The 22,883-nt window shown below is 64.4% G+C and carries 18 protein-coding genes; 10 read left to right on the top strand and 8 right to left on the bottom strand.

Annotation, left to right across the window (positions count from 1 at the left end):
• Positions 1–25: 25 nt before the first annotated feature.
• Entirely contained in the window at positions 26–880 is an 855-nt protein-coding gene (locus tag ACEN8U_RS05320; RefSeq protein ID WP_035480341.1) for an alpha/beta hydrolase, read from the bottom strand.
• Positions 881–1,052: 172 nt separating this feature from the next.
• Between ACEN8U_RS05320 and ACEN8U_RS05315 the strand changes: the two genes are divergently transcribed.
• Positions 1,053–2,057 (top strand): LysR family transcriptional regulator, encoded by a 1,005-nt coding sequence (locus ACEN8U_RS05315; protein ID WP_310108375.1) that lies wholly within the window; start codon positions 1,053–1,055, stop codon positions 2,055–2,057.
• Positions 2,058–2,292: 235 nt separating this feature from the next.
• Complete coding sequence (locus tag ACEN8U_RS05310) at positions 2,293–2,595, top strand: DUF4148 domain-containing protein (protein ID WP_028360725.1); 303 nt, start codon at positions 2,293–2,295, stop codon at positions 2,593–2,595.
• Positions 2,596–2,833: 238 nt separating this feature from the next.
• Here the strand turns inward: ACEN8U_RS05310 and ACEN8U_RS05305 are convergent, their stop codons facing one another.
• From ACEN8U_RS05305 to ACEN8U_RS05285, 5 genes are all read right to left on the bottom strand, one after another.
• Positions 2,834–3,907, bottom strand: coding sequence for a purine nucleoside permease (locus ACEN8U_RS05305; RefSeq protein ID WP_310108377.1), 1,074 nt, complete (start codon positions 3,905–3,907; stop codon positions 2,834–2,836).
• A 155-nt stretch (positions 3,908–4,062) separates the two neighbouring features.
• A complete protein-coding gene (locus tag ACEN8U_RS05300) occupies positions 4,063–4,968 on the bottom strand; it encodes a cation diffusion facilitator family transporter (RefSeq protein ID WP_310108379.1) in 906 nt (301 codons plus the stop codon).
• Positions 4,969–5,127: 159 nt separating this feature from the next.
• Positions 5,128–9,981 (bottom strand): NAD-glutamate dehydrogenase, encoded by a 4,854-nt coding sequence (locus tag ACEN8U_RS05295; protein ID WP_310108380.1) that lies wholly within the window; start codon positions 9,979–9,981, stop codon positions 5,128–5,130.
• A 195-nt stretch (positions 9,982–10,176) separates the two neighbouring features.
• Positions 10,177–11,043, bottom strand: coding sequence for an alpha/beta hydrolase (locus ACEN8U_RS05290; protein WP_310108382.1), 867 nt, complete (start codon positions 11,041–11,043; stop codon positions 10,177–10,179).
• Positions 11,040–12,074 (bottom strand): M14 family zinc carboxypeptidase, encoded by a 1,035-nt coding sequence (locus ACEN8U_RS05285; RefSeq protein ID WP_310108384.1) that lies wholly within the window; start codon positions 12,072–12,074, stop codon positions 11,040–11,042. Before ACEN8U_RS05285 ends, ACEN8U_RS05290 begins: the two co-directional genes overlap by 4 nt.
• Before the next feature lie 300 nt (positions 12,075–12,374).
• On the opposite strand from ACEN8U_RS05285, the gene ACEN8U_RS05280 reads away from it, so the two are divergent.
• The 3 genes from ACEN8U_RS05280 to gabD all read left to right on the top strand — a co-directional run bounded on the left by ACEN8U_RS05280 (position 12,375) and on the right by gabD (position 16,128).
• Positions 12,375–13,211: a DMT family transporter gene (locus ACEN8U_RS05280; RefSeq protein ID WP_310108385.1), complete on the top strand. Its 837-nt coding sequence runs from the start codon at positions 12,375–12,377 to the stop codon at positions 13,209–13,211.
• A gap of 155 nt (positions 13,212–13,366) precedes the next feature.
• Positions 13,367–14,656: a 4-aminobutyrate--2-oxoglutarate transaminase gene (locus ACEN8U_RS05275; RefSeq protein WP_310108387.1), complete on the top strand. Its 1,290-nt coding sequence runs from the start codon at positions 13,367–13,369 to the stop codon at positions 14,654–14,656.
• Between the two features lie 11 nt (positions 14,657–14,667).
• Positions 14,668–16,128 carry an NADP-dependent succinate-semialdehyde dehydrogenase gene (gabD, locus tag ACEN8U_RS05270; RefSeq protein ID WP_310108389.1) on the top strand — a complete coding sequence of 487 codons (1,461 nt, stop codon included), beginning with the start codon at positions 14,668–14,670 and terminating at the stop codon, positions 16,126–16,128.
• A 77-nt stretch (positions 16,129–16,205) separates the two neighbouring features.
• On the opposite strand, the gene ACEN8U_RS05265 is transcribed toward gabD, so the two are convergent.
• The gene (locus ACEN8U_RS05265; protein WP_013590661.1) at positions 16,206–16,529 is read right to left on the bottom strand and encodes a DUF4148 domain-containing protein; all 324 of its coding nucleotides are present in this window, start codon (positions 16,527–16,529) and stop codon (positions 16,206–16,208) included.
• Between the two features lie 110 nt (positions 16,530–16,639).
• Positions 16,640–17,659: a GlxA family transcriptional regulator gene (locus ACEN8U_RS05260; protein ID WP_310108392.1), complete on the bottom strand. Its 1,020-nt coding sequence runs from the start codon at positions 17,657–17,659 to the stop codon at positions 16,640–16,642.
• A gap of 397 nt (positions 17,660–18,056) precedes the next feature.
• Between ACEN8U_RS05260 and ACEN8U_RS05255 the strand changes: the two genes are divergently transcribed.
• The 5 genes from ACEN8U_RS05255 to ACEN8U_RS05235 all read left to right on the top strand — a co-directional run bounded on the left by ACEN8U_RS05255 (position 18,057) and on the right by ACEN8U_RS05235 (position 22,620).
• Positions 18,057–19,031, top strand: coding sequence for a choline ABC transporter substrate-binding protein (locus ACEN8U_RS05255; RefSeq protein WP_013590663.1), 975 nt, complete (start codon positions 18,057–18,059; stop codon positions 19,029–19,031).
• A 70-nt stretch (positions 19,032–19,101) separates the two neighbouring features.
• Positions 19,102–20,031: a 3-keto-5-aminohexanoate cleavage protein gene (locus ACEN8U_RS05250; protein ID WP_310108393.1), complete on the top strand. Its 930-nt coding sequence runs from the start codon at positions 19,102–19,104 to the stop codon at positions 20,029–20,031.
• A 44-nt stretch (positions 20,032–20,075) separates the two neighbouring features.
• Entirely contained in the window at positions 20,076–21,041 is a 966-nt protein-coding gene (locus ACEN8U_RS05245) for an L-carnitine dehydrogenase (protein ID WP_310108395.1), read from the top strand.
• Between the two features lie 105 nt (positions 21,042–21,146).
• Entirely contained in the window at positions 21,147–21,656 is a 510-nt protein-coding gene (locus ACEN8U_RS05240) for a thioesterase family protein (RefSeq protein WP_310108397.1), read from the top strand.
• Positions 21,649–22,620 carry an alpha/beta hydrolase gene (locus ACEN8U_RS05235; protein ID WP_310108399.1) on the top strand — a complete coding sequence of 324 codons (972 nt, stop codon included), beginning with the start codon at positions 21,649–21,651 and terminating at the stop codon, positions 22,618–22,620. Before ACEN8U_RS05240 ends, ACEN8U_RS05235 begins: the two co-directional genes overlap by 8 nt.
• Positions 22,621–22,883: the final 263 nt, after the last annotated feature.

Raw genomic sequence — 22,883 nt, 5'->3', positions numbered from 1 at the left:
GTTCAGCGCTGGTTCAGCGCCGCATTTACCGATGGGCGCGCGCATCGAAGCGCCACTGAAAAAATCGCACTGCCTCCTGCAAGGCGGGCGGATGATCGGCGAGCGCCGCATGCGAGACCGCCGGATAGCGGACCACCTGGGTCAGCACACCCGCGTCGATGAGGCTGCTCGCGTACTTCTCCGCCTCGACGTGCAGCACGTCGTTTTGCGCCGTCGCGATCAGCGTGGCCGGCAGGCCCGCGAGCCGCGACGATTCGAGCGGCGCCGCATACGGATGCATGCGTTGCGACGCCTGCGGCAGATACGCGCGATAACAGGCCGCGCATTCTCTTGCCGTGATGTCCGAGCCGAGGCGCTTTTCATCGCCAAGGCGCGTGAGACTCGGATCCAGCATCGGCCCGAACAACGCCTGGGCGGCGATCTGCACGTCGCCGCGATCGCGCGCGATAAAGGCAAGGCAATTGGCCAACTGGCCGCCCGCATCGTGGCCGGCCACGCCAACTTTCCTGCTATTGCCGCCAAATGCACGCGCCCGCGTCTGCACCCACAGCGCCGCGCGGTGCGCGTCTTCCGGCGCGGCCGGAAAAGGAAACGCCGGCGCGAGCGAGTAACCCACCGACACCACCAATGCAGGTAAATGCTCCGCGAAATAGCGCGACGCAAAATCGGCCTGCTCGATCGACCCCTTCGTAAAGCCGCCGCCGTGAAAATAAATCAATACCGGCAGTGCGGTTTTCTTCGGCTGCCGGTACAAACGCAATGTGATGTCCTGTGCGTGTCCTTCTATCTGTACGTCCGTGACTTCCAGTGCCGTGCTGTCGGCCTCGGCCGGCGCAACGCCGGCGGGCACAAAAGAGTACGGCGGTTTGAATGCATCCATGTCGAGCCGCGCAATGCGCAAAGAACTTCAATGGTGCGAATTGTGGGTTCGGCAGACTCGTAAATAAATGCCTATAATCCGGCAACACAATTCGGCGCCTCTGAACAATCAATCCGATTGCCCGGTGGATTCGAATCCTGCTCAGTACGCCTGCCCCTTCTGGAGGTTTGCAATGGACCGGCTTCAGGCCATGCAAGTGTTCACGCGTGTCGTCGACACCAACAGCTTTACCCGCGCGGCTGAAACGCTCGATCTGCCGCGTGCCTCGGTTACCACCATCATTCAGAACCTCGAAGCGTTCCTCGGTACGCGGCTCATGCACCGCACCACGCGGCGCCTGTCGCTCACGCCGGACGGCGCGGCGTACTACGAACGCTGCGTGCGCATCCTCGCGGACGTGGAAGAGACCGAGGCCAGTTTTCAGAGCGGCAATAAAAAGCCGCACGGCAAGCTGCGCATCGACATGCCCGGCTCGATTGGCCGCTTGCTGGTGATTCCGCAGCTATGTGAATTCCATAAGCGCTATCCGGACATCGATCTGCAGCTCGGCTTGTCCGACCGGCCGGTCGACCTGCTGCAGGAAGGCGTGGATTGCGTGGTGCGCGTCGGCGCGCTGCAGGATTCCTCATTGGTAGCGCGACGCATTGGCCTTTTTGAAGGCGTGACGTGCGCGGCTCCCGAATACATTCAGCGGGCCGGCATGCCGACTTCGCTCGAGGACCTGGATAATCACAAAGCAGTCAATTACTTCTCGAGTCGCACGGGACGCACGATCGATTGGGCATTCCTGGTTGATGGTAAAGAGGTTGAAGTAAAAATGAAGAGCATCGTGTCGGTGAACGACGCCGATGCCTACGTGACCTGCGGGCTGGAAGGTTTTGGCCTGATTCAGCCGGCGCTGTTCATGGTGCTGCCGCATTTGCGTTCCGGCCAGCTCGTTGAAGTACTGCCCGAGTTAAAGCCCTTGCCAATGCCTATTTCGGCAGTCTATCCGCACAGTCGGCATCTGTCGCCTAAAGTCCGTGTTTTCGTAGACTGGATTGCCGAAGTATTCGACCGCTGCCCATTGCTGAGCGGCCGCGGCACGCTTGACACTGCCTGCTCGAAGCGCACATTCGAAGAACTCGAATCCTCTCCCGCACTCGACACACCCGTCATGTCAGAGTGGGTCGCGTGATGGGACCTATGAGTTAACTCAGTTGAAGTGCAAATAGTGAAACAGTGAATTCCAACCGCGGCGCCAATGCCGCGGTTGTTCTTTGTGCCTGTGTTTATCAGGCTCTCCGGGCGATTGTTCTGGAATTGCGACAATTCATTTCGCGAAACCGCAATTTATCGGCGCGCGCCCGAAGTCTACATTTCACCCTGTCGCAGCACCGCTCGTGCTGCAAACGAATCGACAGGAGTGAATCATGAAACGCAATCTTCTCGCAGGTCTTGCTCTCTCGCTGCTCGCGAGCGCACCGGTATTCGCACAAAGCAATGGCATCGGCCACGCCGGCAGTTATCAGACCCAACCTGCCGCGACGGCCAGCGGAAAAACGCGTGCGGAAGTGCAGGCCGAACTGGTCGCGGCCTATCGTGACGGTTCGCTGCCCTCTCTTAATCGCACGACGTACCCGAACAAAGGCCTCATCGGACAGACGCAGGCTGCACGCATCGCGCTGCAAGAGGGTGCGAACGGCGAGGTGACGCGCGTCGCCAACGGGCAATAACTTTGCCTTCGAGATTAATGCGCCGCTTTGGTTAGGGTTCCGTAGCAAATTACAATCGGAACCTTGCGCGCGGCGGACGTGACAGACACATCGGAAAAGGAGTACATCATGACACCATCGGAACTCGACCACTGGGATACAGACGCCGCCGTCTGGACACCGTATCGCGCACCGCAACGCTAATGCGAAGCGCACTTGCAACAAGGGCCGCATGTAGCGGCCCTTTGCAATGCGTCTTTTAACGTTTCGGAACGCCTTCGCGCCATTCGCTCCAGTGCGTGACAATGTCCTGCACGAGCGGATTGCCCGAGCGATAGAGGTTCTCCAGCGCAATCGTAAAGCCGCCTTGGGCGGCGTAATTCAACAGATTGTCGGCGCTCGTCTGACCGTCATAAGGGCGGTCGAAATCCGAGCCCGCGCGCAAGACGGCCACGCGGTTCAAATCCACCTTGTGGACGGAAGCCGCGCGCTTGAGTGCTTCATAGGTGGCGTTGTCTTCCTGCTGCGTCGTGCAATAAACGCCCTTGCCGTCGGTCAGGATCTTTGTCCAGTCGCGCGCGCGTTGCCCGAGCAACGTGCCCGACCACCAAGTGTCGCCGGCGAGCGTATCGCATTGAATGACAGTGGGCGGCCGGTTGGCCGGCGCGTACGAATATTTGGCGCGCGCCGCCTGCGCCTGCGCATTGTCGGACAGCACCACGTTGCGCGATAACGCGAATGCGGTATCGGCAAGCTGCGTATTCAGCTGGAATACTTCGGTCCGGTAATCGAGCGGCGGCTTTTCCGTGGGGCTTTTCGTGTTGATCCCGAGGTAGCCGGTGTTCCAGCCGGCCGGAATTTCGCGCCCGTCGATTTCCCATTGAATACCGAAATCGACAAGATACTTCGCCCACGCCGCCGAACCGACCGTGCCCTGCTGCGGGTCGATGCCGGCAATGCCCGCCACCATGAAATAGGTATGCCGCAAATCGAAACGCGGCGAGAACGTCAACGCCATGATGGACGCCGCGGCATTGCTGTGCCCCATGCCGGTCGTCATCACGCACACGTCCTGGCGGTTGCAATGCACCGCGGGATAATCGGGCGACAGGCCGTCCACTGGAATATCGCGCCACGGCCCGAGATTATCGAGCCAGACCTGGCCCTCGGGACCGAACATCGAGATGATCATGACCTTGACGGGCCGCCCGCGGGAAGCACCGTCGTCGTGCGAGAACCCGTCGCTGTCGTCCGCGCTGGCGGGTCCGGAAGTAAAGGCTGCGCATGCCGCGAGTGCAATAACGGAAAGCGCGCCGAATGTGCGAGTCAGCATCGTGATCTTCCTTTTGCTTGTCATGCAGTTGGGGAGAGAGCCGCTTCAAGCCGGAAGAAGTATAGATGCGACGAAATTATTGTCCACCAGACGACGCGTGAGCGCCGCCACGCGCGCGAAGCGCCGCGCGAGCGGCATGCACCGGAAAAAGACCGTCAGACGCGCGGCACGTCCGGTTCGAAAAACACCCAGCGCACTTGCGGAAACGCGGCCTGCAGATCCGCCTCGATGATATTGATCGCGTCGACCATCGCGCGGCCGCTTGCGTAGTCGATCATTTCGGCCTGCACCGCCACCACCACATGGCGTCCCCATTGCAGCGTAATCATATTGATGATGCTGCGAATTTCGCTGCGTGCACGCAAGTGCGCTTCAATGGCGCGGCGCACCTCTGGGCTGGCCGATTCGCCGACGATCATCGACTTCACCTCGCGCGCCACCAGCCACGCAATCACCATGAGCAGCAAACCGACCGCGATCGAGCCCAACGCGTCGTAGACAGGATTGCCGGTCACGAGCGTCAGCAGCACGGCTGTGAAGGCCATGGCGAGCCCCATCAGGGCCGCAATGTCTTCGCCGGCCACCACCAGCAGTTCGGACTCGCGCGTTTCCCTGAACCAGCGCCACATGCTTTTGTCCGGATGCACGCGGCGGATTTCCTTCACCGCCCCCCACAGCGAAAGCGATTCGAGCACCACCGAAACGCCCAGCACGACAAGCGCGACATAGGCATATTGCAACGGCTCGCGCGCGATCAACCGATGCACGCCTTCGTAGACGGAAAACGCGCCGCCCACGAAAAACAGCAGCAACGCCACCAGCAGCGAATAGAAGTTGATCTCGCGGCCGCCGCCCATCGGATGCAACGGGCTTGCCGGCCGGCGCGCCTGACGCAGACCGAACAGCAGCAGCAATTGATTACCGCAGTCGGCGGTGGAGTGGATGGCTTCGGCAAACATCGAGCCGGAACCGGTGAACGAAGCGGCGGCAAACTTGCAGACGGCAATGCCGAGGTTGGCGGCGAGCGCATAAATAATGGCTTTCGGCGATTCTTCTTTCATCGTCGTGGAGGGCGTGAGTCGATTTGCAAAAGGCTTTCAACGGCCGGGAATCCGCATTATGGCCATGCTTCGCAACACGGTCCAACAGCGGCGCGCGGCGAGCATGCGCCGCGCGCCCGGACTGCGTGTATTTCTCTTACGCCCTGCCCCACGCAACGCTCATGCCCTCTCCAGCGCGGCCATCTCGCGCACGATCACCAACAGCATCGACAGACTCGCGCCGCCGGTGGCACGCAGGTCTGCGAGGAGCCGCGCATAGCGCTCGAGTTGTGCGGCCCGCTTGTCGCGCCATGCCTGCACCAGCGCATCCGGCGTGGCTGCGTCGTCGGCGCCGGCAAGCGCGCTCATTGTCAGCGCGCGTTTGAGGCGCGCGAGTTCGGCCAGCGCGGACGCCCGCGCCAGCATGTCCCAGTGCGACGGCGCCGGCAGCGCGGCCGCGCGTTCGCTGATCCAGTGGTAATTCAGCAGGGTGCCGAGCGCGAAATAGACGCCCGCCACCAGTTCGAGCTTGCGCTCGCAGGTCGACGCGACTTCAGCAATGTCGAGGAGCGCCGCCGAAATCTCGCCGCTCGCTATGCGCACCGCCAGGTCGCTGTCGACGCCCGCGTCCACCAGCACGCGCTGGCGCTCGGAGAGCGCTTCCATATCCGCGGCCGGCAATAGCGCCGGCCATTGCGGCGCGAGCCGCACCGCGGCGTCGCGGCAACGCGCGAGCAGACCCGTCACGTCGTCGCTATTCACTGCCGGTGAAGAGAGATGCCGCAGGAACCACAGCGCCGAACGTTCGACCAGCCGCGCGACTTCGACGAACATGCGCGCCTGCACGTCGTCGGCGACGCGGTTGTCGAGCGCGTCGATGCTGCGCCACACGTCGTCCAGATCGAACACGTCGCGCGCCATGATGCACGCGCGCACGATGTCGCCGGGCCGCGCGTCGGTTTCCTCCATCAGCCGATGCACGAACTCGCAGCCGACGCGGTTCACCAGCGCATTGGTCAGATGCGTGGCGAGGATTTCGCGGCGCAGCGGATGGCGCTGCATCGGCTCGCTGAAGCGCTGGCGCAACGGCTTCGGAAAATAGTCGATCAGCATCTCGCTGACGAGCGGATCTTCGGGCACCGACGAATCGAGCAGCGCGTCGTACAGCCACATCTTGCTGTACGCGAGCAGCACCGCGCGCTCCGGCGTGGTGAGCCCCTGTTTTGCGGCCTGGCGCTCGGCCACTTCGTCGTCGGTCGGCAAGAATTCGATCGTGCGATTCAGGCGCCCCGCACGTTCCAGATAGCGCATGAGGCGCGCTTCCGCGTCGAGCAAGTCGACGCCATAACGGCCCGCAATGGAGAGCGCCTGCGTCTGGTAATAGTTGTCCTGCAGCACGAGCAGGCCGACTTCATCGGTCATTTCGGCGAGAAGCGCATTGCGCTGCTTGTCGGTCATCTCGCCGTCGGCCACGACGAGGCCGAGCAGAATCTTGATGTTGACCTCATGATCCGAGCAGTCCACACCCGCCGAGTTGTCGATCGCATCGGTATTGATGCGGCCGCCGCGCTGCGCGAACTCGATGCGGCCCAGTTGCGTGAGCCCGAGATTGCCGCCTTCGGCGACGACCTTGCAGCGCAGCTCAGCACCGTTCACGCGGATCGCGTCGTTCGCACGGTCGCCCACTTGCAGATGCGTTTCGCGCGTCGCCTTCACATAGGTGCCGATGCCGCCGTTGTAGAGCAGATCCACGGGCGCCTGCAGAATCGCGCGCATCAGTTCGGCGGGCGAAAGCGCCGCCGCGCTGATGCCGAGCACCGATTGCACCGAAGGCGACAGCGGAATCGTTTTCGCCGTGCGCGGAAACACGCCGCCGCCGGCTGAGATCAGCGAAGGATCATAGTCGGCCCAGCTCGAGCGGTCGAGGAGAAAGAGCCGCCCGCGCTCCGCAAGACTGGTTGCCGGGTCGGGATTCGGGTCAAGAAAGATATGCCGATGATCGAACGCGGCCACGAGGCGGATATGCGGCGAGAGCAGCATGCCGTTGCCGAACACGTCGCCGGACATGTCGCCGATGCCGACCACGGTGAAGTCCATGGTCTGCGTATCGACGCCCATTTCGCGGAAGTGCCGCTTCACCGACTCCCACGCGCCGCGTGCGGTGATCGCCATTTTCTTGTGGTCGTAACCGACCGAGCCGCCGGACGCGAACGCGTCGTCGAGCCAGAAACCGTATTCCTGCGAGATCGCATTCGCGTAGTCGGAGAAGGTGGCCGTGCCCTTGTCGGCGGCGACGACCAGATACGGGTCGTCGGGATCGTGGCGCACCACGTCGCGCGGCGGCACGACGGTCGTGCCCGCCAGGTTGTCGGTCAGATCGAGCAGGCCGCGCAGGAAGGTCTGATAGCACGCAATGCCTTCGCGCATCCACGCATCGCGTTCGCTTGGCGGCGGCGGATTCTTCACGACGAAGCCGCCCTTCGAGCCGACCGGCACGATCACGACGTTCTTCACCATTTGCGCCTTCATGAGGCCGAGCACTTCGGTGCGGAAATCCTCGCGACGGTCCGACCAGCGCAAGCCGCCGCGCGCCACGCGTCCGCCGCGCAAATGCACGCCCTCCACGCGCGGCGAATAGACCCATATCTCGAACATCGGCTTGGGCTCGGGCAATCCGGGTACCTGCGCAGGATTGAACTTGAACGACAGATACGGTTTGGGCTTGCCTTCGGCGTCGAACAGATAGTAGTTGGTGCGCTGCGTCGCCTTGATGACGCCGAGAAACTGCCGCAGTATGCGGTCCTCGTCGAGATTCGGCACCTGATCGAGCGCGCTGTCTATGGTCTTCTGCAAACTGTCGACGCGCGCTTCGCGCGTGCCGCCAAGCGTCGGATCGAACCGCGCGATAAACAGCTCCACCAGCATGCGCGCAATCGCCGGATTACCGGTCACCGCGCGCTCGATGTACGCGTCGCTGAAAGTCGAGCCCACCTGCCGCAGATACTTCGCATACGCGCGCAGTATCGTCACTTCGCGTGCACTGAGTTGCGCGCGCAGCACGAGGCGGTTGAAGTCGTCGCTTTCTATCGCGCCGGTCCACACCTGCGCGAAGGCGTCTTCGAAAAGATCCTTCACGCGCTCGATGTCGAACTCGGCGTCGTCGGCCAGTTCGAGGCCGAAGTCGTGAATCCACGCGGGCGTCGCGCCCACTGCCTCGATCAGATACGGCCGCTCTTCATCCACCCGCACGCCGAGGTGTTCGAGCATCGGCAAACTGCGCGAGAGCGCAATCGGCATGCCCGCGCGATACACCTTGAAGCGGAATGCGCGCGGCCCAGCTTCGATGGGACGGTACAGGTTCATCGCGAGCCGCTCGCTGCCCTGCACGCGCTCGATCAGTTCGATGTCGCGCACCGCCGTGCGCGCAGCATAGTCGTCGCGATAGCCGGCCGGAAACGAATCCGCATAGTGTTGCAGCAGGCGGTTGCCCTGCTCTTCGCCGAACGCGTCGAGCAACGCATCGGCGAGATCGTCCTGCCAGCGGCGCGCCACCTGCACGAGGCGCGCTTCCAGTTCGCGCGTGTCGACGTGGGGCATGCCGCCCGGCTTCGCATGGACAACGAAATGAATGCGCGCGAGCGTCGACTCGGACAGCAACGGCGTGAATTCGACGCTTTCCCCGTTGAACGCATCGGCGAGCAGGTTCGCAATACGCTGGCGCAGATCGGTGTTGTACTTGTCGCGCGGCACGAACACGAGGCACGACACGAAGCGGTCAAACCGGTCGCGCCGCACGAAGAGCCGCGTGCGCTGATGTTCCTGCAAACGCAGCACGCCGAGCGCGATATCGTAGAGCTGGTTTTCATCGGCCTGGAAAAGCTCGTCGCGCGGATAGGTTTCGAGCACCGTGACGAGCGATTTCGCGAGATGACCTTTCGGCAAGAATCCCGCTCTTCTCACGATATTGGCGCATTTGCGCCGAACGATGGGAATTTCCGCGGCGGACACGAAATACGCGGTGGACGTGTAGAGCCCGATGAAGCGCCGCTCGCCGATCACCTTGCCGTCGGCGCCCGTCAGCTTGATGCCGACGTAATCCAGATAGCCCGGCCGGTGCACGGTCGCGCGCGAGTTGGCCTTGGTCAGGAAGATCGGCGACGCGCTCGAAATGATGTCGACGGCGGCGGGCGGCAACATTGTCACCTCGGTAGTTGCCGCGCCGGCCGTCAGCGGGCGCAGCTCGTCGCGCATGATGCCGAGCCCCGAGCCCGGCACCGCGCGCAAGCCGTAACCCGTGCCCTGCTGCACCAGTTCATAGTCGCGCTGGCCGAGAAACGTGAAGTGATCGGCCACCATCCATTCGAGGAACGCACGCGCTTCCACGGCATCCGGGCCGCTCTCGCCCGCCTTCATGCCTTTGATCGTGACGCGCGCGAGTTCCACGAGCTTCGGCCAGTCTTCCACCGCGGCGCGCACGTCGCGCAGCACTCGCGCAATGTCGTCGCGCAGCGCGTCGAGCTTTGCCGCGTCGCCGCAACGGTCGACTTCGAAGTGGATGAACGAGGCCAGCTGGGAACGCGTGTCGGCGGCTTCTTCGGCGCCCTGCGTCACGCGCACGATGTCGCCGTCGGGACCGCGCCAGATGCGAAACACCGGATGCACGACCGAATGCAGCGCGAGCCCCTGGCGGTTCACCGCCATCGAGACGGAATCGACCAGAAACGGCATGTCGTCGTTGACGATCTCGATCACCGTGTGATCCGAATGCCAGCCGTGCTGTTCGAGAATCGGGTTATAGACGCGCAGCCTTTCCTTGCCCGGCACGAAGCGCTGCGCGGTTTGCCAGTGCGCCAGCGCGGCGCCGTAGAGATCGGGGATGGAGCGGCTTTGCAGGTCGTCGGCGTCGACGAAATCATAGTAGTGCCGCAAAAAAGGCTCGACGACGTGAAACGCCGGCTCGGGCAAGCGCGCTCGTGCAAGCTCGACGACATCGTTCAGCAAGTGCGTGACGGCTTCTTCGTTCTTGGCTTGCATGATGAACTCCCCCGGCTGGCGGCAATGGCGAGTATCGCCCGGATCGGATGCATCGTCTGAAGAAGGATTATGCACCTGCATGGCGCCATGCGACGGACGCCGCGAGTTAGGTTATACCCGCTGCCCGCGCGCTTGCTGCGGGTGCGCAATCAGGCCCCGCCGTAACCACGTAACCGCGCAATCGCGCCGTTGCGCCTAACGCATGGCCCAGGCCTCGGCCGTTTGCTGCGCGAGCCATGCGCGCACCTGCTCGGCCACCCATGCCGGATCGTCGTGCGGCAGGTCGTGCCCGGCCCATGGGTGCTCGCGATGCGGCGCGCCCCACGCCCCGGCCAGGTTCGAGGTACACGCAGGATTGACGAGCCGGTCGCCGCGCGCGGAAAGCAGCAACAGCGGGCAAACAGGTTTCTCCGCGCCCGCGCGAAAGCGCGCCGCCGCCCACAGTTGCCGCAGCGCATTGCCGCGGCTCACCGGCGCGCTGCGGCGAATCATGCTCCACGATTCGAGATCCGCTGCGAGCGTGCCGGTCTCATTGCACGTCAACCGATGAATGCCGCGCTCCGCGCACAGGGCGTCGTTCCAATGCCGGGCGACGGATAAAAGACCCGGCCATGCTGCTGGCCGCAGCCGCTCGTGCACGTGGCTGAACGGACGCATGCTGGTGTTGATCAGGACGAGCCGCGCGACTTCGCCGGGATGTTGTTGCGCCCACGCGGTGGCGACCATGGCACCGAGCGACATCGCGAGTAGGTTGATGGGGCCGGCCGTGCCTGCGCCGGTTGCACTTACGCCGGTCGCACCTACGCCGGTCGCACCTACGCCGGCCGCACCTACGCCGGTCGCACCTACGCCGGCCGCACCGCCTCGCACAGCAGCGAGGCGCACGAACTCGACCATCGCGGCGACGCTCGCGGGCGCGCGCAAATGCGCGAACGCGCCGTTTCCCGGCAGATCGAGCAACATGAGACGGGAGGCGCCCGTGGCTTCGCGCAATGCGTCGGGCAACGCACCCCAATGACGCGTCTCGCGTGTCAGCCCGCGCAGCAGAATCCATGTGCTCATGAACTATTCGGCCTGTACCAGTGATCGATCGCGCTTTGCAGCAATTGCTCGCGGCGATTGCCTTGCGGCAGCCAGCGCTGCGACGAAAACGCCGCCCGCGCGAGGAAATCGAGCAGATTCGCGTGACGCCGCAACACGCGCGCCGTGCGGTGCGCTTTCACCGGATTGAAGAACCCCTGGCGCGAGAAAAGCTGGCGCGGGTTTTTCTTGATCCACAGCCACGAGCCGAGTTCGAGCGTCATCGGTAAAAAAACGTGGGCGGCGGGCGCGCGGTCATAGGCGAAGTCCCACAGATCGCCGTGCAGCAGATATTGATGACTTTGCGGCTCGAACGTATACCCATGATGCGGATGCGAGTGCTCGAACATGGTTTTCAGCACATACATTTCCGGCAGATGCGGCATCAGCTTGCGCGTGCGTGCATACGGAAACCAGATGCTGTCGCTCCAGCCGTAGCCCGAATGGCAATCGAGCGCAATGCTCAACGGCCGCGCAGCCAGTTCCGTTTCGACCACCTGCAGCAGCGCGGCGGCCTCGGCTTCCATCGGCGAGCCGCGGCGCCCGCGATACCACGGCAACCAAGCGCCGACGCGCTGGCCGCCCGCGAGCAGCGGCACGCGCTCGTCGGCGTTTTGCGGCGCATTGCGCATCAGGTCGACGCCGTTCGGATTGGCGCGCGTGGCCGCCCACATTCCGCCCGGATTGACGATCGGCATGAAGACGAGGCGGATCGACTGCAACTGACGGACGAGCAGTTCGTCCCATTCGAGCCGCGCGAGCAGCGCGCGCATGTAATCGAGCACGAGTTGCGAGCCGATTCGCTCGAGCCCGTGAATGCCGCCGAAAAAACCGATGGCGGGCGCCTGCGGATCCGTCGAGCCGATGCTCGCGGTATGCACGCCGAAGCGCCGGCCGCGCACCGTCGTCTCGCAAACGGTGCGGATCGCAAAGCTCGCGCTGCCGTGATCGAGGATCGCCTTAAGATCTTCGTACTCCGCAAAGCTGTCGGGAAGGAAGCTCAAAGGCTGCATGAGGGCGTCGCGAATAGTGCGGGATGTCGGGGACGGCACGGCGAATGACGCAATATAGCCTGGCTGCAAGTCACCCGGCATGACGGCTGCACGCAGGCAAAACGTTGTCATACGGACATCATGCGCGGGTCATACCGGCGTCATTCGGCCGTCATCTTGCGCGCCACAAATTTCCGCTTTTCGCCTTATAAAGCCCCTTCGCTTGGGTCGCCCACTCCTCGATTCGCGTGTTCTGCTGGAATAATCACGGGCTTGCGGCCGGCTGTCCGGCCAGCCATCCCTCGCCTGCTGCCCACCTTCATGGAAACCCTTGTCGTCTTGCTGGTCCTGCTGTCGGCGCTGCTGCATGCCACCTGGAACGCGTCGTTGCATCTGTCAGAAGACCGTGTCTGGCTGCTCGGCATGATGGCGATTCCGTACATCGCCGTGAGCAGCGTCGGTGTGCTCGTGCTGCCGATGCCCGCGCCCGCCGCGTGGCCGTACATCTTCGCGTCGGTGGTGCTGGAGTTCGGTTATCTGCTCGCGCTGATCCGGGCGTACCGGAGCGGCGACTTCGGGCAGATCTATCCGATTGCGCGCGGTCTCTCGCCCATGCTGGTGTTCGTCGGCGCGTTGGTGTTCGCCCATGAATCGCTGAAGCCGCTCGCGGCGCTCGGCGTCGCGCTGGTGTCGATGGGCATCGTCTCGCTGGCGTTCCGGCGCGGCATGCGCTTCTCGGGCGAGAGCGTGCCGTTCGCGCTGCTGACGGGTTTTTTCATCGCGACGTATTCGGTGGTCGACGGAATCGGCGCGCGCGTGGCGGGCAACGGCCTCAGCTACATCATGTGGGTCTATCTGATCTGGAACGTGCCGCAGTTTCTGCTCGCGTGGCATCGGCGCGGGGGCGCGAAGGGGCTTTTCATCGGGCGCGCAGTGGTGACGAAAGGCATTGCGTCCGGCGCGCTTGCGCTCTTCGCCTATTGCCTGATCATCGAAGCCTACCGTTATCTGCCTATCGCGATGGTTTCCGCGCTGCGCGAATTGAGCTCGATCTTCGCGGTGCTGATCGGCTGGCTGTTCATGCACGAGAAATTGACCGCGCGGCGTGTCGTGGCATGCGCGCTCGTCACGCTGGGCGCGGTGTTGATCCGCCTCTGAGGCAGGCACCCGGCGCTTTGCCGGCGCCATCGCCCGCCTAAATGGCTCCTACATTTTTATAGAAATGGCTCTGAAGCTCAGAGCCAAATCTCACTATAGTCGCTGCATGTGCCGCGCCTTGGGCGCGGCGTCCGCCGACAGCGAGGAGCCACGCAATGAACCTGAAGAACGCAGACCTGAAGAGCCGCAAAGACGCAGCCACGCCGCGCGGCGTCGGCGTCATGTGCGATTTTTACGCCGAGCGCGCCGAAAACGCCGAGCTCTGGGATGTGGAGGGCCGCCGCTTCATCGACTTCGCGGCGGGCATTGCGGTGTGCAACACGGGGCATCGTCATCCGAAGATCGTGGCGGCGCTGCGCGACCAGCTCGATCATTTCACGCACACTGCATATCAGATCGTGCCGTACGCGTCCTATGTGGATCTGGCGGAAAAGCTCAATCAGCGCGCGCCAGGCGATCATCCGAAGAAAACGGCTTTCTTCACCACCGGCGCCGAGGCCGTGGAAAACGCGATCAAGATCGCGCGCGCCGCGACCGGCCGTCCCGGCGTGATCGCCTTCACGGGCGGCTTCCACGGCCGCACGCTGATGGGCATGGCGCTGACCGGCAAGGTCGCGCCGTACAAGCTGGGCTTTGGGCCGTTCCCGTCGGACGTGTTCCATGCGCCGTTCCCGAATCCGCTGCATGGCGTCAGCACGGCAGATTCGCTCAAGGCAATTGAATTCCTGTTCAAGGCTGACATCGACCCGAAGCGTGTGGCCGCCATCATCTTCGAGCCGGTTCAAGGCGAAGGCGGTTTCTATCCGGCGCCGGCCGAGTTCGTGCGCGCGCTGCGCAAGCTGTGCAACGAGCACGGCATTCTGCTGATCGCGGACGAAGTGCAAACCGGCTTTGCGCGCACCGGCAAGCTGTTCGCCATGCATCACTACGACGTGGTGCCCGACCTGATGACGGTCGCGAAGAGCCTGGCGGGCGGCATGCCGCTGTCGGGCGTGATCGGCCGCGCTGAGGTGATGGATGCGGCGGCGCCCGGCGGACTCGGCGGCACATACGCCGGCAATCCGCTCGCGCTCGCCGCGGCGCATGCGGTGCTCGACATCATCGACGAAGAGCAGCTCTGCGAGCGCGCCGTCGTGCTCGGCGAGCGCGTCAAGGCCAAACTGACCGCGCTGCAAAAAGACGCGCCGCAGATCGCCGACGTGCGCGGCCCCGGCGCCATGGTGGCCGTCGAGTTCTGCAAGCCCGGCAGCACGGAACCGGACGCGGACTTCACGAAGCGCGTGCAGGCCCGCGCGCTCGAACGCGGCCTGTTGCTGCTCGTGTGCGGCGTCTATTCGAACGTGGTCCGCTTCCTGTTCCCGTTGACGATTCAGGACGCCGTTTTCGACGAGGCGCTCGCGATTCTCGAAGACGTGATCAAGGACAGCGTCGCTGTCGCAGCCTGAGGAAACGATTCATGAGCACACTGACTCTGAAAGACCCGGCTCTATTGAAGAGCGCCGGCTATATCGCGGGCGAGTGGCAAGGTGCCGACGATGCCGCCACCTTCGAAGTCGTGAACCCGGCGACCGGCGAAGTGATCGCCACGGTGCCGCGCATGGGCACGGCGGAAACGCGCCGCGCCATCGCCGCGGCGAACGCCGCCTGGCCGGCATGGCGCGCCATCACGGCAAAGCAGCGGGCGGCGATTCTGCGCAAGTGGCACGACCTGATGCTCGAGCACGCCGACGACCTCGCGCTCATTCTCACGACCGAACAAGGCAAGCCGCTTGCCGAGGCCAAGGGCGAGATCCAGTACGCCGCGTCCTTCCTCGAATGGTTCGCCGAAGAAGGCAAGCGCGTGAGCGGCGACACGATTCCGACGCCCGCCGCCGATAAGCGCATTGTCGTGACGAAGGAGCCGGTCGGCGTCTGCGCGGCCATTACGCCGTGGAATTTCCCCGCCGCGATGATCACCCGCAAAGTCGGCCCGGCGCTCGCGGCCGGCTGTCCGATCATCGTCAAGCCGGCTGAAGCCACGCCGCTCTCGGCGCTCGCGCTCGCCGTGCTGGCCGAACGCGCCGGCGTGCCGCGCGGCGTCTTCAACGTGGTGACCGGCGAGCCGAAGGCGATCGGCGCGGAAATGACCGGCAATCCGATTGTGCGCAAGCTGTCGTTCACGGGCTCGACGCCGGTTGGCCGTCTGCTGATGGCGCAGTGCGCGCCGACCGTCAAGAAGGTGTCGCTGGAACTGGGCGGCAACGCGCCCTTCATCGTGTTCGACGACGCCGATCTCGACGCTGCCGTGGCCGGCGCAATTGCGTCGAAGTATCGCAACAGCGGCCAGACCTGCGTGTGCACCAACCGCTTCTACGTGCACGACAAGGTCTACGACGCGTTTGCCGACAAGCTGCGCGCCGCCGTCGAACAATTGAAGGTGGGCCGCGGCACCGAGGCCGGTGTGACGCAAGGTCCGCTCATCAACGAAGCCGCTGTGCTCAAGGTCGAATCGCATATCGAAGACGCGCTCGCGAAAGGCGCGCGCGTCGTCACGGGCGGCAAGCGTCACGCGCTCGGTCACGGCTTTTTCGAGCCGACCGTGCTCGCCGACGTCACGCCCGACATGAAGGTGGCGCGCGACGAAACCTTCGGCCCGCTCGCGCCGCTGTTCCGTTTCTCGTCGGACGAGGAAGTGATCCGGCTCGCGAACGATACGGAGTTCGGTCTGGCGTCGTACTTCTATAGCCGCGACATCGCGCGCGTGTGGCGCGTCGCGGAAGCGCTCGAATACGGCATGGTGGGCATCAACACCGGCCTGATCTCCAACGAAGTCGCGCCGTTCGGCGGCGTCAAGCAGTCAGGCCTTGGGCGCGAAGGCTCGCACTACGGCATCGACGACTACGTTGTTATCAAGTACATGTGCATGGGCGGCATCTGAATGCACAAACGGCACGCCTTGGCGTGCCGTTTTTTTCGTCTCGCGCGGCAATCCTGCCCGCGCGGCGATCAGCTCAATTAATGGCCGACATACACGGGAGCCGAATACGAGCTCGCGGTCACCTGAGCGCGGCTGCCGGCTTGCGACGAACCGCTGGTTGCCGGGCCATAGCCGCTCGTTTGAGCCGTGCCGTTCTGCGCGGCGACGCGGGCTTCGGCGGCCTGAATATTGGCCGGGTAATCGTAGTCGTTCGACGTGCCCGGGTTGTAGCCGGCCTTTTCCAGCTGAATCAGCTCGGCGCGAACCTGAGCGCGCGTGACCGGCTGGTTCGACTGTGCGAAAGCGGCGAGCGGTGCGGAAATGAGCGCGGCGATAACAGCGGCTTCGATCAGCGATTTCATGATTACGACCTCCAGAGATTGTTTTGTCAGGCGCTGAAGGCGGTGTGTCTTCAGCAGATGGACACAGTCTAGGAGGCCGGGAACCTAGGGTAAACCCCAAACCAGTGAATTCACTGTTGCTGCGCCTGCGATAATTCGCCAGCACCCGCCTTGATTACTGCCTTCGGCGGCACCAAACCGCCGCTCACCTGCCGGTCGCTTCTCGGGCTCGCGCCAAAGCGCGCGCGATACGTCCGCGAAAAATGCGACGGCGACTCGAATCCGCACGCCACGCAGATCGACGTGATCGACATATCGGTCTGTTGCAGCAGCTCGCGCGCGCGGGTGAGCCGCAATTGCAGGTAGAAATGCGTGGGGGTGTCTTTCAGCGACGCGCAGAAGAGCCGTTCCAGCTGCCGCCGCGTCACGCCGATTTCCTGCGCGAGCCGGTCGGGCGCAAGCGGCTCCTCCATGTGCTGCTCCATCACGCCGATCACCTGAATCAGCTTGCGATTGTGCACGCCGTAGCGCGCGGCGATTTCCATCCGCTGATGGTCGGAACGCTGGCGGATGCGGCTCACCACGAACTGCTCGGAAACCGCCGATGCGAGCGCGGCGCCGTGCTCGCGGCCGATCAGGTCGAGCATCATGTCGATCGACGCCGTGCCGCCCGCACACGTGATGCGCCGCGTGCCGATCTCGAACAATTCCTGGCTCGCATCCAGCGACGGATACCGCTCGCGAAATGCCGACAGCGCCTCCCAATGCACGGTCACGTTGTCCGCGCCGCCGAAGAGCCCGGCTTCCGCGAGCACGAAGCTGCCCGTGTCGATGCCGCCGAGCGTCGCGCCCGCCCGCGCGAGGCGCTTGAGCCGCTCGCCGAGCTCGCGCGTGTAGCAGGCGAGCGGCTCGAAGCCTGCCACGACGAAGAGCGTCGCCGCTTCACCCGCTTCTTCGAGGTCGCCGATCGCGGCGTCGGCGTTGATCGAAATGCCGTTGCTGGCCGCGACGGGCGCGCCGTCCAGACTGAGAATGCGCCATCGGTACAACTCGCCGCGAAAGCGATTGGCTACGCGCAGCGGCTCCACGGCCGACATGAAGCCGATCGCCGAAAAGCCCGGCAGCAGCAGGAACGAAATTTCTTCAGGCATGGGGCGAAAATCCGGTGAAAAGCGGCGTGAGCCACGGGCGAACGCGCGGTTCCGGGCGAGCGTAGCAAGCAGATCGCGAGCGGACAAGGCGCGCCAAAATTCGCGGCAGCGCATGCTGCGCCGCAACGCCGCGCGGAGGCCGCCTGCGGCTTGCGCGTGCTGGTTTTCCCTCGTTGTCGCGTGGAAGCAAGAACGGGTCGCTGATGGTCGCTTTGGCAGCAATATGGGGCATTAACTTTAGTGCCATTCCACACGCAGGATCTCACGCAGGGTCGACAGGTTCAGGTAGTACCTCACGCATCACTTGCCGGTGGGCCGCGCCGTGCCTTCGCGCAGCGAAGCGGCCTCTTTCGAAAACACGCTATCAGACGCACATGAGCGTCAATAGGGGAAGGTCATGAAGTTACGCATCAAAACGCTGCTTGCCCAACTTGCCCGCCTTGCCTGCCTCGCGGCCGCATGCGGCGCCGCCGTCACCGCGCTGCCCGCGTTTGCCCAGGATCCGCCTGCTTGTCGCGCCGTGCATTTCGCCGACATCGGCTGGACGGACATCACGTCGACCACGGCGCTCGCCTCCACTGTATTTGAAGGGCTCGGCTATCAGCCGGTGACGACCGTCGCTTCGGTGCCGATTTCGTTTGCCGGGCTGAAGAGCAAACAGCTCGACGTCTCGCTCGGCTACTGGTGGCCCGTGCAGGAGAAGGCGATTGCGCCGTTCGTCGAGTCGAAGTCGATCGAGGTGCTGCAACCGCCCAATCTGACGGGCGCGAAGGCGACCTTCGCCGTGCCAACCTACGCGTACGACGCGGGTCTCAAAACCTTCGCCGACATCGCCAAACATCGCGATCAGCTCGACGGCAAGATCTACGGCATCGAGCCCGGCAGCAGCGCGAACGCGGCCATCCAGAAGATGATCGCCACCAACAAGTTCGGCCTCGGCGGCTTCAAGCTGATCGAATCGAGCGAAGCGGGCATGCTCGTCTCAGTGGAACGCGCGATTCGCGACAAGAAATGGGTGGTGTTTCTCGGCTGGGAACCGCATCCGATGAACATTCAGATCGACATGAAATATCTGACGGGCAGCGAAGGCGTCTTCGGTCCGAACGACGGCGAGGCGCGCGTGTACACCCTCACGTCGCCCGACTATCTGTCCCGTTGCCCGAACGCGGGCAAGCTCGTGAGCAACCTGCGCTTTTCCACGCAGCTCGAAAACGTGGTGATGCAATCGGTCATGAACAAGGAGAAGCCCGCCGATGCCGCCAAGGCTTATCTGAAGAAAAACCCGCAGGTACTCGACGCATGGCTTGCCGGCGTGAAGACCTATGACGGCAAGGACGGTTTGCCCGCGGTCAAGGCTTATCTCGGGCTTTGATCCGCTGAATCCGAGTCGCTGACTTCGTCCGCACAAGTCGCGCACTGAACAACATAGGAATTTTGCACGCATGAATCATGAAGTCATCGTGACCTGCGCGGTCACCGGCGTAGGCGACACCGTCGGCAAGCACCCGGCCATTCCCGTCACGCCGAAGCAGATCGCCGAGGCGGCCATCGAAGCCGCGAAAGCAGGCGCGACCGTCGCGCATTGCCACGTGCGCGATCCGAAAACCGGACGCGGCAGCCGCGATCCGGCGCTCTATCGCGAGGTGGTCGACCGGATCCGCTCGTCGGGCACGGACGTCATCATTAATCTGACCGCGGGCATGGGCGGCGATCTGGAAATCGGCCCCGGCGAAGATCCGATGCGCTTTGGCGCGAACACGGATCTGGTCGGCGGCCTCACGCGCCTCGCGCACGTCGAGGAGTTGCTGCCGGAAATCTGCACGCTCGATTGCGGCACGCTCAATTTCGGCGACGGCGACTACATCTACGTGTCGACGCCGGCGCAGCTGCGGGCTGGCGCCGCGCGCATTCAGGAGTTGGGCGTGAAGCCCGAACTCGAGATCTTCGATACGGGCCACCTGTGGTTCGCGAAGCAGCTGCTGAAGGAAGGGCTGCTGGATGCGCCGCCGCTGTTCCAGCTGTGCCTCGGCATTCCCTGGGGCGCGCCCGCCGACACCACGACGATGAAAGCGATGGCGGACAACCTGCCGCCCGGCGCGCAATGGGCCGGCTTCGGCATCGGCCGCATGCAGATGCCGATGGTCGCGCAGGCCATGCTGCTCGGCGGCCATGTGCGCGTCGGTCTCGAAGACAACATCTGGCTCGATAAAGGTGTGCCCGCAACCAACGGCACGCTCGTGCAGCGCGCGGTGGAAATCATCGAGCGCCTCGGCGGACGGGCGCTTACGCCCGCCGAAGGACGACGCACGCTCGGCCTGCCCGCGCGCGGCGAACGGCAACTCGAACGGCGCGCGGCCGGCGCATACGCGTGAATCGGGCATAGCAGAACTCATAGGCAAACAAGGAAACGTCAGCAATGGCAGTGATCGTCGATATCAAAACATTTGCCGCAATCGGCGCCGGCGTGATCGGCAGCGGCTGGGTGGCGCGCGCGCTCGCCCACGGCCTCGATGTGATCGCGTGGGACCCCGCGCCCGGCGCGGAAAAGCAGTTGCGCGAGAACGTGGCGAACGCGTGGCCCGCGCTCGAACGCGTCGGCCTCGTGCAAGGGGCGTCGCAGGCGCGACTGCGCTTTGTCGAAACGATCGAAGCGTGTGTGGGCGACGCCGACTTCATTCAGGAAAGCGCGCCCGAGCGCGAGGATCTGAAGCTCGCGTTGCACGAGCAGATCAGCCGCGCTGCCAAGTCCGAGGCGATCATCGCTTCATCGACCTCGGGGCTTCTGCCGAGCGACTTCTACGCGCGGGCCATGCATCCCGAGCGGTGTATCGTCGGGCATCCGTTCAATCCCGTGTATCTGCTGCCGCTCGTCGAAGTGCTCGGCGGAGAAAGGACGGCGCCCGCCACCATCGACGCCGCGCTGCGCATTTACCATTCGCTCTCGATGCGTCCGCTGCGGGTGCGCAAGGAAGTGCCGGGCTTCATCGCCGACCGGCTGCTCGAAGCGCTGTGGCGCGAGGCGCTGCATCTCGTCAACGAAGGCGTGGCGACCACCGGCGAGATCGACGACGCGATCCGCTTCGGCGCGGGCATCCGCTGGTCGTTCATGGGCACCTTCCTCACCTACACGCTCGCGGGCGGCGACGCCGGCATGCGCCATTTCATGCAGCAATTCGGCCCCGCGCTGGAACTGCCGTGGACTAAACTGGTAGCGCCGAAGCTGACGGAAGAACTGATCGACCGCGTGGTGGACGGCACCGCCGAACAGGTCGGCCCGCGCTCGATCAAGGAACTGGAGCGCTATCGCGACGACTGCATCACGAGCGTGCTGGCGGCAATCGGCGAGGCCAAGGCGCGCCATGGCCTCGCGCCGGCGGATTGACGCCTGCCGGCTGTGATCGGCGAATCGACCGGAATACTGCCGCGCCCGCTGCCCGGCGCACCATCGCATCACGCGTCGCACACGAACCCAAGGAGACCCCGCACCATGCCGCCCACCACTTCCCTGCCCTGCTACCACGACACGGTGCGCGCGGAATGGGTCGACTACAACGGTCATCTGCGCGACGCGTTCTATATGCTGATCTTCAGCTACGCGACCGACGAACTGATCGACCTGATCGGTTTGCCCGACGCCGTACGCAAGCAACGCGGCCGCTCCATCTACACGCTCGAAGCGCACATCAACTATCTGCACGAAATCAAGCAGGGCGCGCGCGTGCGCGTCGACATGCGCGTGCTCGCGCATGACACGAAGCGCTTGCACCTGTACCTCGAAATGTTCGCGGACGACGGCGACACGCCGGTTGCGGCCGGCGAGCAGATGCTGCTGCACGTCGACACGAGCGGGCCGCGCTCGGTCGCGTTCGACGCCGACGTCGCCGCGCGCATCAAGGAACTGGCCGACGCGCAGGCGGCTTTACCCGCCGCCGCGTACGCGGGCCGCATGATCGGGCTGCCCGCGGCCGCGCAAGGAAAGCGGAGCCAGCATGCTTGAGCCGCAAATGGCGGCGTTCATCGCGCGAGCCGCAGCGATCTACCCGGGACACAGCACCTCCCTGACGCCGCGCGAGCAGCGCGAGATCTATGACCGCTACGCCGCCGCGCTCACGCCCCCATTGCCGCCGCACATCGTGACCGAAGACGCGTCGTTTCAGGCCGCCGCCGGCCATTCGATTGCATTGCGCCGTTATCGCAACCGCGCCCCGGCGGACGGCATGCGGCGCGGCGTCGTGCTGTATTTTCATGGCGGCGGCTTCGTGCTCGGATCGCTCGACAGTCATCAACTGATCACGGCGCGCCTCGCCGCGGACACCGGCCTCGATGTGATCGCCGTCGACTACCGGCTCGCGCCCGAACACCGCGCGCCGGCCGCGCACGACGATTGTCTCGAGCTCACCCGCGCCGCCTTGCAAGGCCGGCTGCCGTTCGATCTTCCCGCCGGCGCCACGCTGCAGCTCGCGGGCGACAGCGCCGGCGCCACGCTCGCGGCCAGCGTCGCATTGCGTTTACGCGACGAGGGAATGGCCGGCATCAGCGGCATGGCGCTGATCTATCCGATGCTCGGCACCGACCCGCAGCCGCCCGCCCGCGACACTGAAGCGCACGCGCCGATGCTGACGCTCACCGACGTCCACGCGTTTCGCGACCTGTACTGGGGCGAAGCGGCGCCGCGTCCGGACTGGACCGTGCCGCTCGACGCCGCGCGTTACGACGCGCTTCCGCCCACGCTCGCCGTCGGCGCCGAGCATGACCCGCTTCGCGACGACGCCCGGGTTTTCGTCGAACGGATCGAGGCGGCCGGCGGCCACGCGCAGTTGTGGATCGGCGCGGGACTCGTGCACGGCTGCTGGCGCGCAATCGATTCGAGCCCCGGCGTGCAAGCCATGCACAAGGCGGTGTGCGGCTTTCTGCGCGCCAATGCCGGCGCCAATGCCGGTGCCAATGCCGGTGCCGCCTGAGCGGCGCTTATCCACGCGGGTTATGCGCGATTAATAAAACCGCTCCCCAATCGCGAATCAAGCCAGAACTCGCGCATCGCGGCTTGCCTGTCCGCTTATCACCATTTCCGCATCCGGCCAGACGCGTCCCCGTGTTCTGTTCGCTGACCCACTGAATAAAAGAATCGCTGCGTCAACACTGTCGTCGGCCAGATATTCCGTCATCGAGACGCCATGGCGCGAGTCGCCAATGAATTGCACGGCTCTTATCGTGGATGAATAGC

Source organism: Paraburkholderia phenoliruptrix, from assembly GCF_047325075.1.
Lineage (GTDB): Bacteria > Pseudomonadota > Gammaproteobacteria > Burkholderiales > Burkholderiaceae > Paraburkholderia > Paraburkholderia phenoliruptrix.
This window is presented reverse-complemented; position numbering and strand designations above follow the sequence as displayed.

Excerpts from the sequence above, each read along its gene's own strand:
- ACEN8U_RS05320 (WP_035480341.1), bottom strand. The coding sequence starts at position 880 with ATGGATGCATTCAAACCGCCGTACTCTTTTGTGCCCGCCGGCGTTGCG.
- ACEN8U_RS05315 (WP_310108375.1), top strand. The coding sequence starts at position 1,053 with ATGGACCGGCTTCAGGCCATGCAAGTGTTCACGCGTGTCGTCGACACC.
- ACEN8U_RS05310 (WP_028360725.1), top strand. The coding sequence starts at position 2,293 with ATGAAACGCAATCTTCTCGCAGGTCTTGCTCTCTCGCTGCTCGCGAGC.
- ACEN8U_RS05305 (WP_310108377.1), bottom strand. The coding sequence starts at position 3,907 with ATGCTGACTCGCACATTCGGCGCGCTTTCCGTTATTGCACTCGCGGCA.
- ACEN8U_RS05300 (WP_310108379.1), bottom strand. The coding sequence starts at position 4,968 with ATGAAAGAAGAATCGCCGAAAGCCATTATTTATGCGCTCGCCGCCAAC.
- ACEN8U_RS05295 (WP_310108380.1), bottom strand. The coding sequence starts at position 9,981 with ATGCAAGCCAAGAACGAAGAAGCCGTCACGCACTTGCTGAACGATGTC.
- ACEN8U_RS05290 (WP_310108382.1), bottom strand. The coding sequence starts at position 11,043 with ATGAGCACATGGATTCTGCTGCGCGGGCTGACACGCGAGACGCGTCAT.
- ACEN8U_RS05285 (WP_310108384.1), bottom strand. The coding sequence starts at position 12,074 with ATGCAGCCTTTGAGCTTCCTTCCCGACAGCTTTGCGGAGTACGAAGAT.
- ACEN8U_RS05280 (WP_310108385.1), top strand. The coding sequence starts at position 12,375 with ATGGAAACCCTTGTCGTCTTGCTGGTCCTGCTGTCGGCGCTGCTGCAT.
- ACEN8U_RS05275 (WP_310108387.1), top strand. The coding sequence starts at position 13,367 with ATGAACCTGAAGAACGCAGACCTGAAGAGCCGCAAAGACGCAGCCACG.
- gabD (WP_310108389.1), top strand. The coding sequence starts at position 14,668 with ATGAGCACACTGACTCTGAAAGACCCGGCTCTATTGAAGAGCGCCGGC.
- ACEN8U_RS05265 (WP_013590661.1), bottom strand. The coding sequence starts at position 16,529 with ATGAAATCGCTGATCGAAGCCGCTGTTATCGCCGCGCTCATTTCCGCA.
- ACEN8U_RS05260 (WP_310108392.1), bottom strand. The coding sequence starts at position 17,659 with ATGCCTGAAGAAATTTCGTTCCTGCTGCTGCCGGGCTTTTCGGCGATC.
- ACEN8U_RS05255 (WP_013590663.1), top strand. The coding sequence starts at position 18,057 with ATGAAGTTACGCATCAAAACGCTGCTTGCCCAACTTGCCCGCCTTGCC.
- ACEN8U_RS05250 (WP_310108393.1), top strand. The coding sequence starts at position 19,102 with ATGAATCATGAAGTCATCGTGACCTGCGCGGTCACCGGCGTAGGCGAC.
- ACEN8U_RS05245 (WP_310108395.1), top strand. The coding sequence starts at position 20,076 with ATGGCAGTGATCGTCGATATCAAAACATTTGCCGCAATCGGCGCCGGC.
- ACEN8U_RS05240 (WP_310108397.1), top strand. The coding sequence starts at position 21,147 with ATGCCGCCCACCACTTCCCTGCCCTGCTACCACGACACGGTGCGCGCG.
- ACEN8U_RS05235 (WP_310108399.1), top strand. The coding sequence starts at position 21,649 with ATGCTTGAGCCGCAAATGGCGGCGTTCATCGCGCGAGCCGCAGCGATC.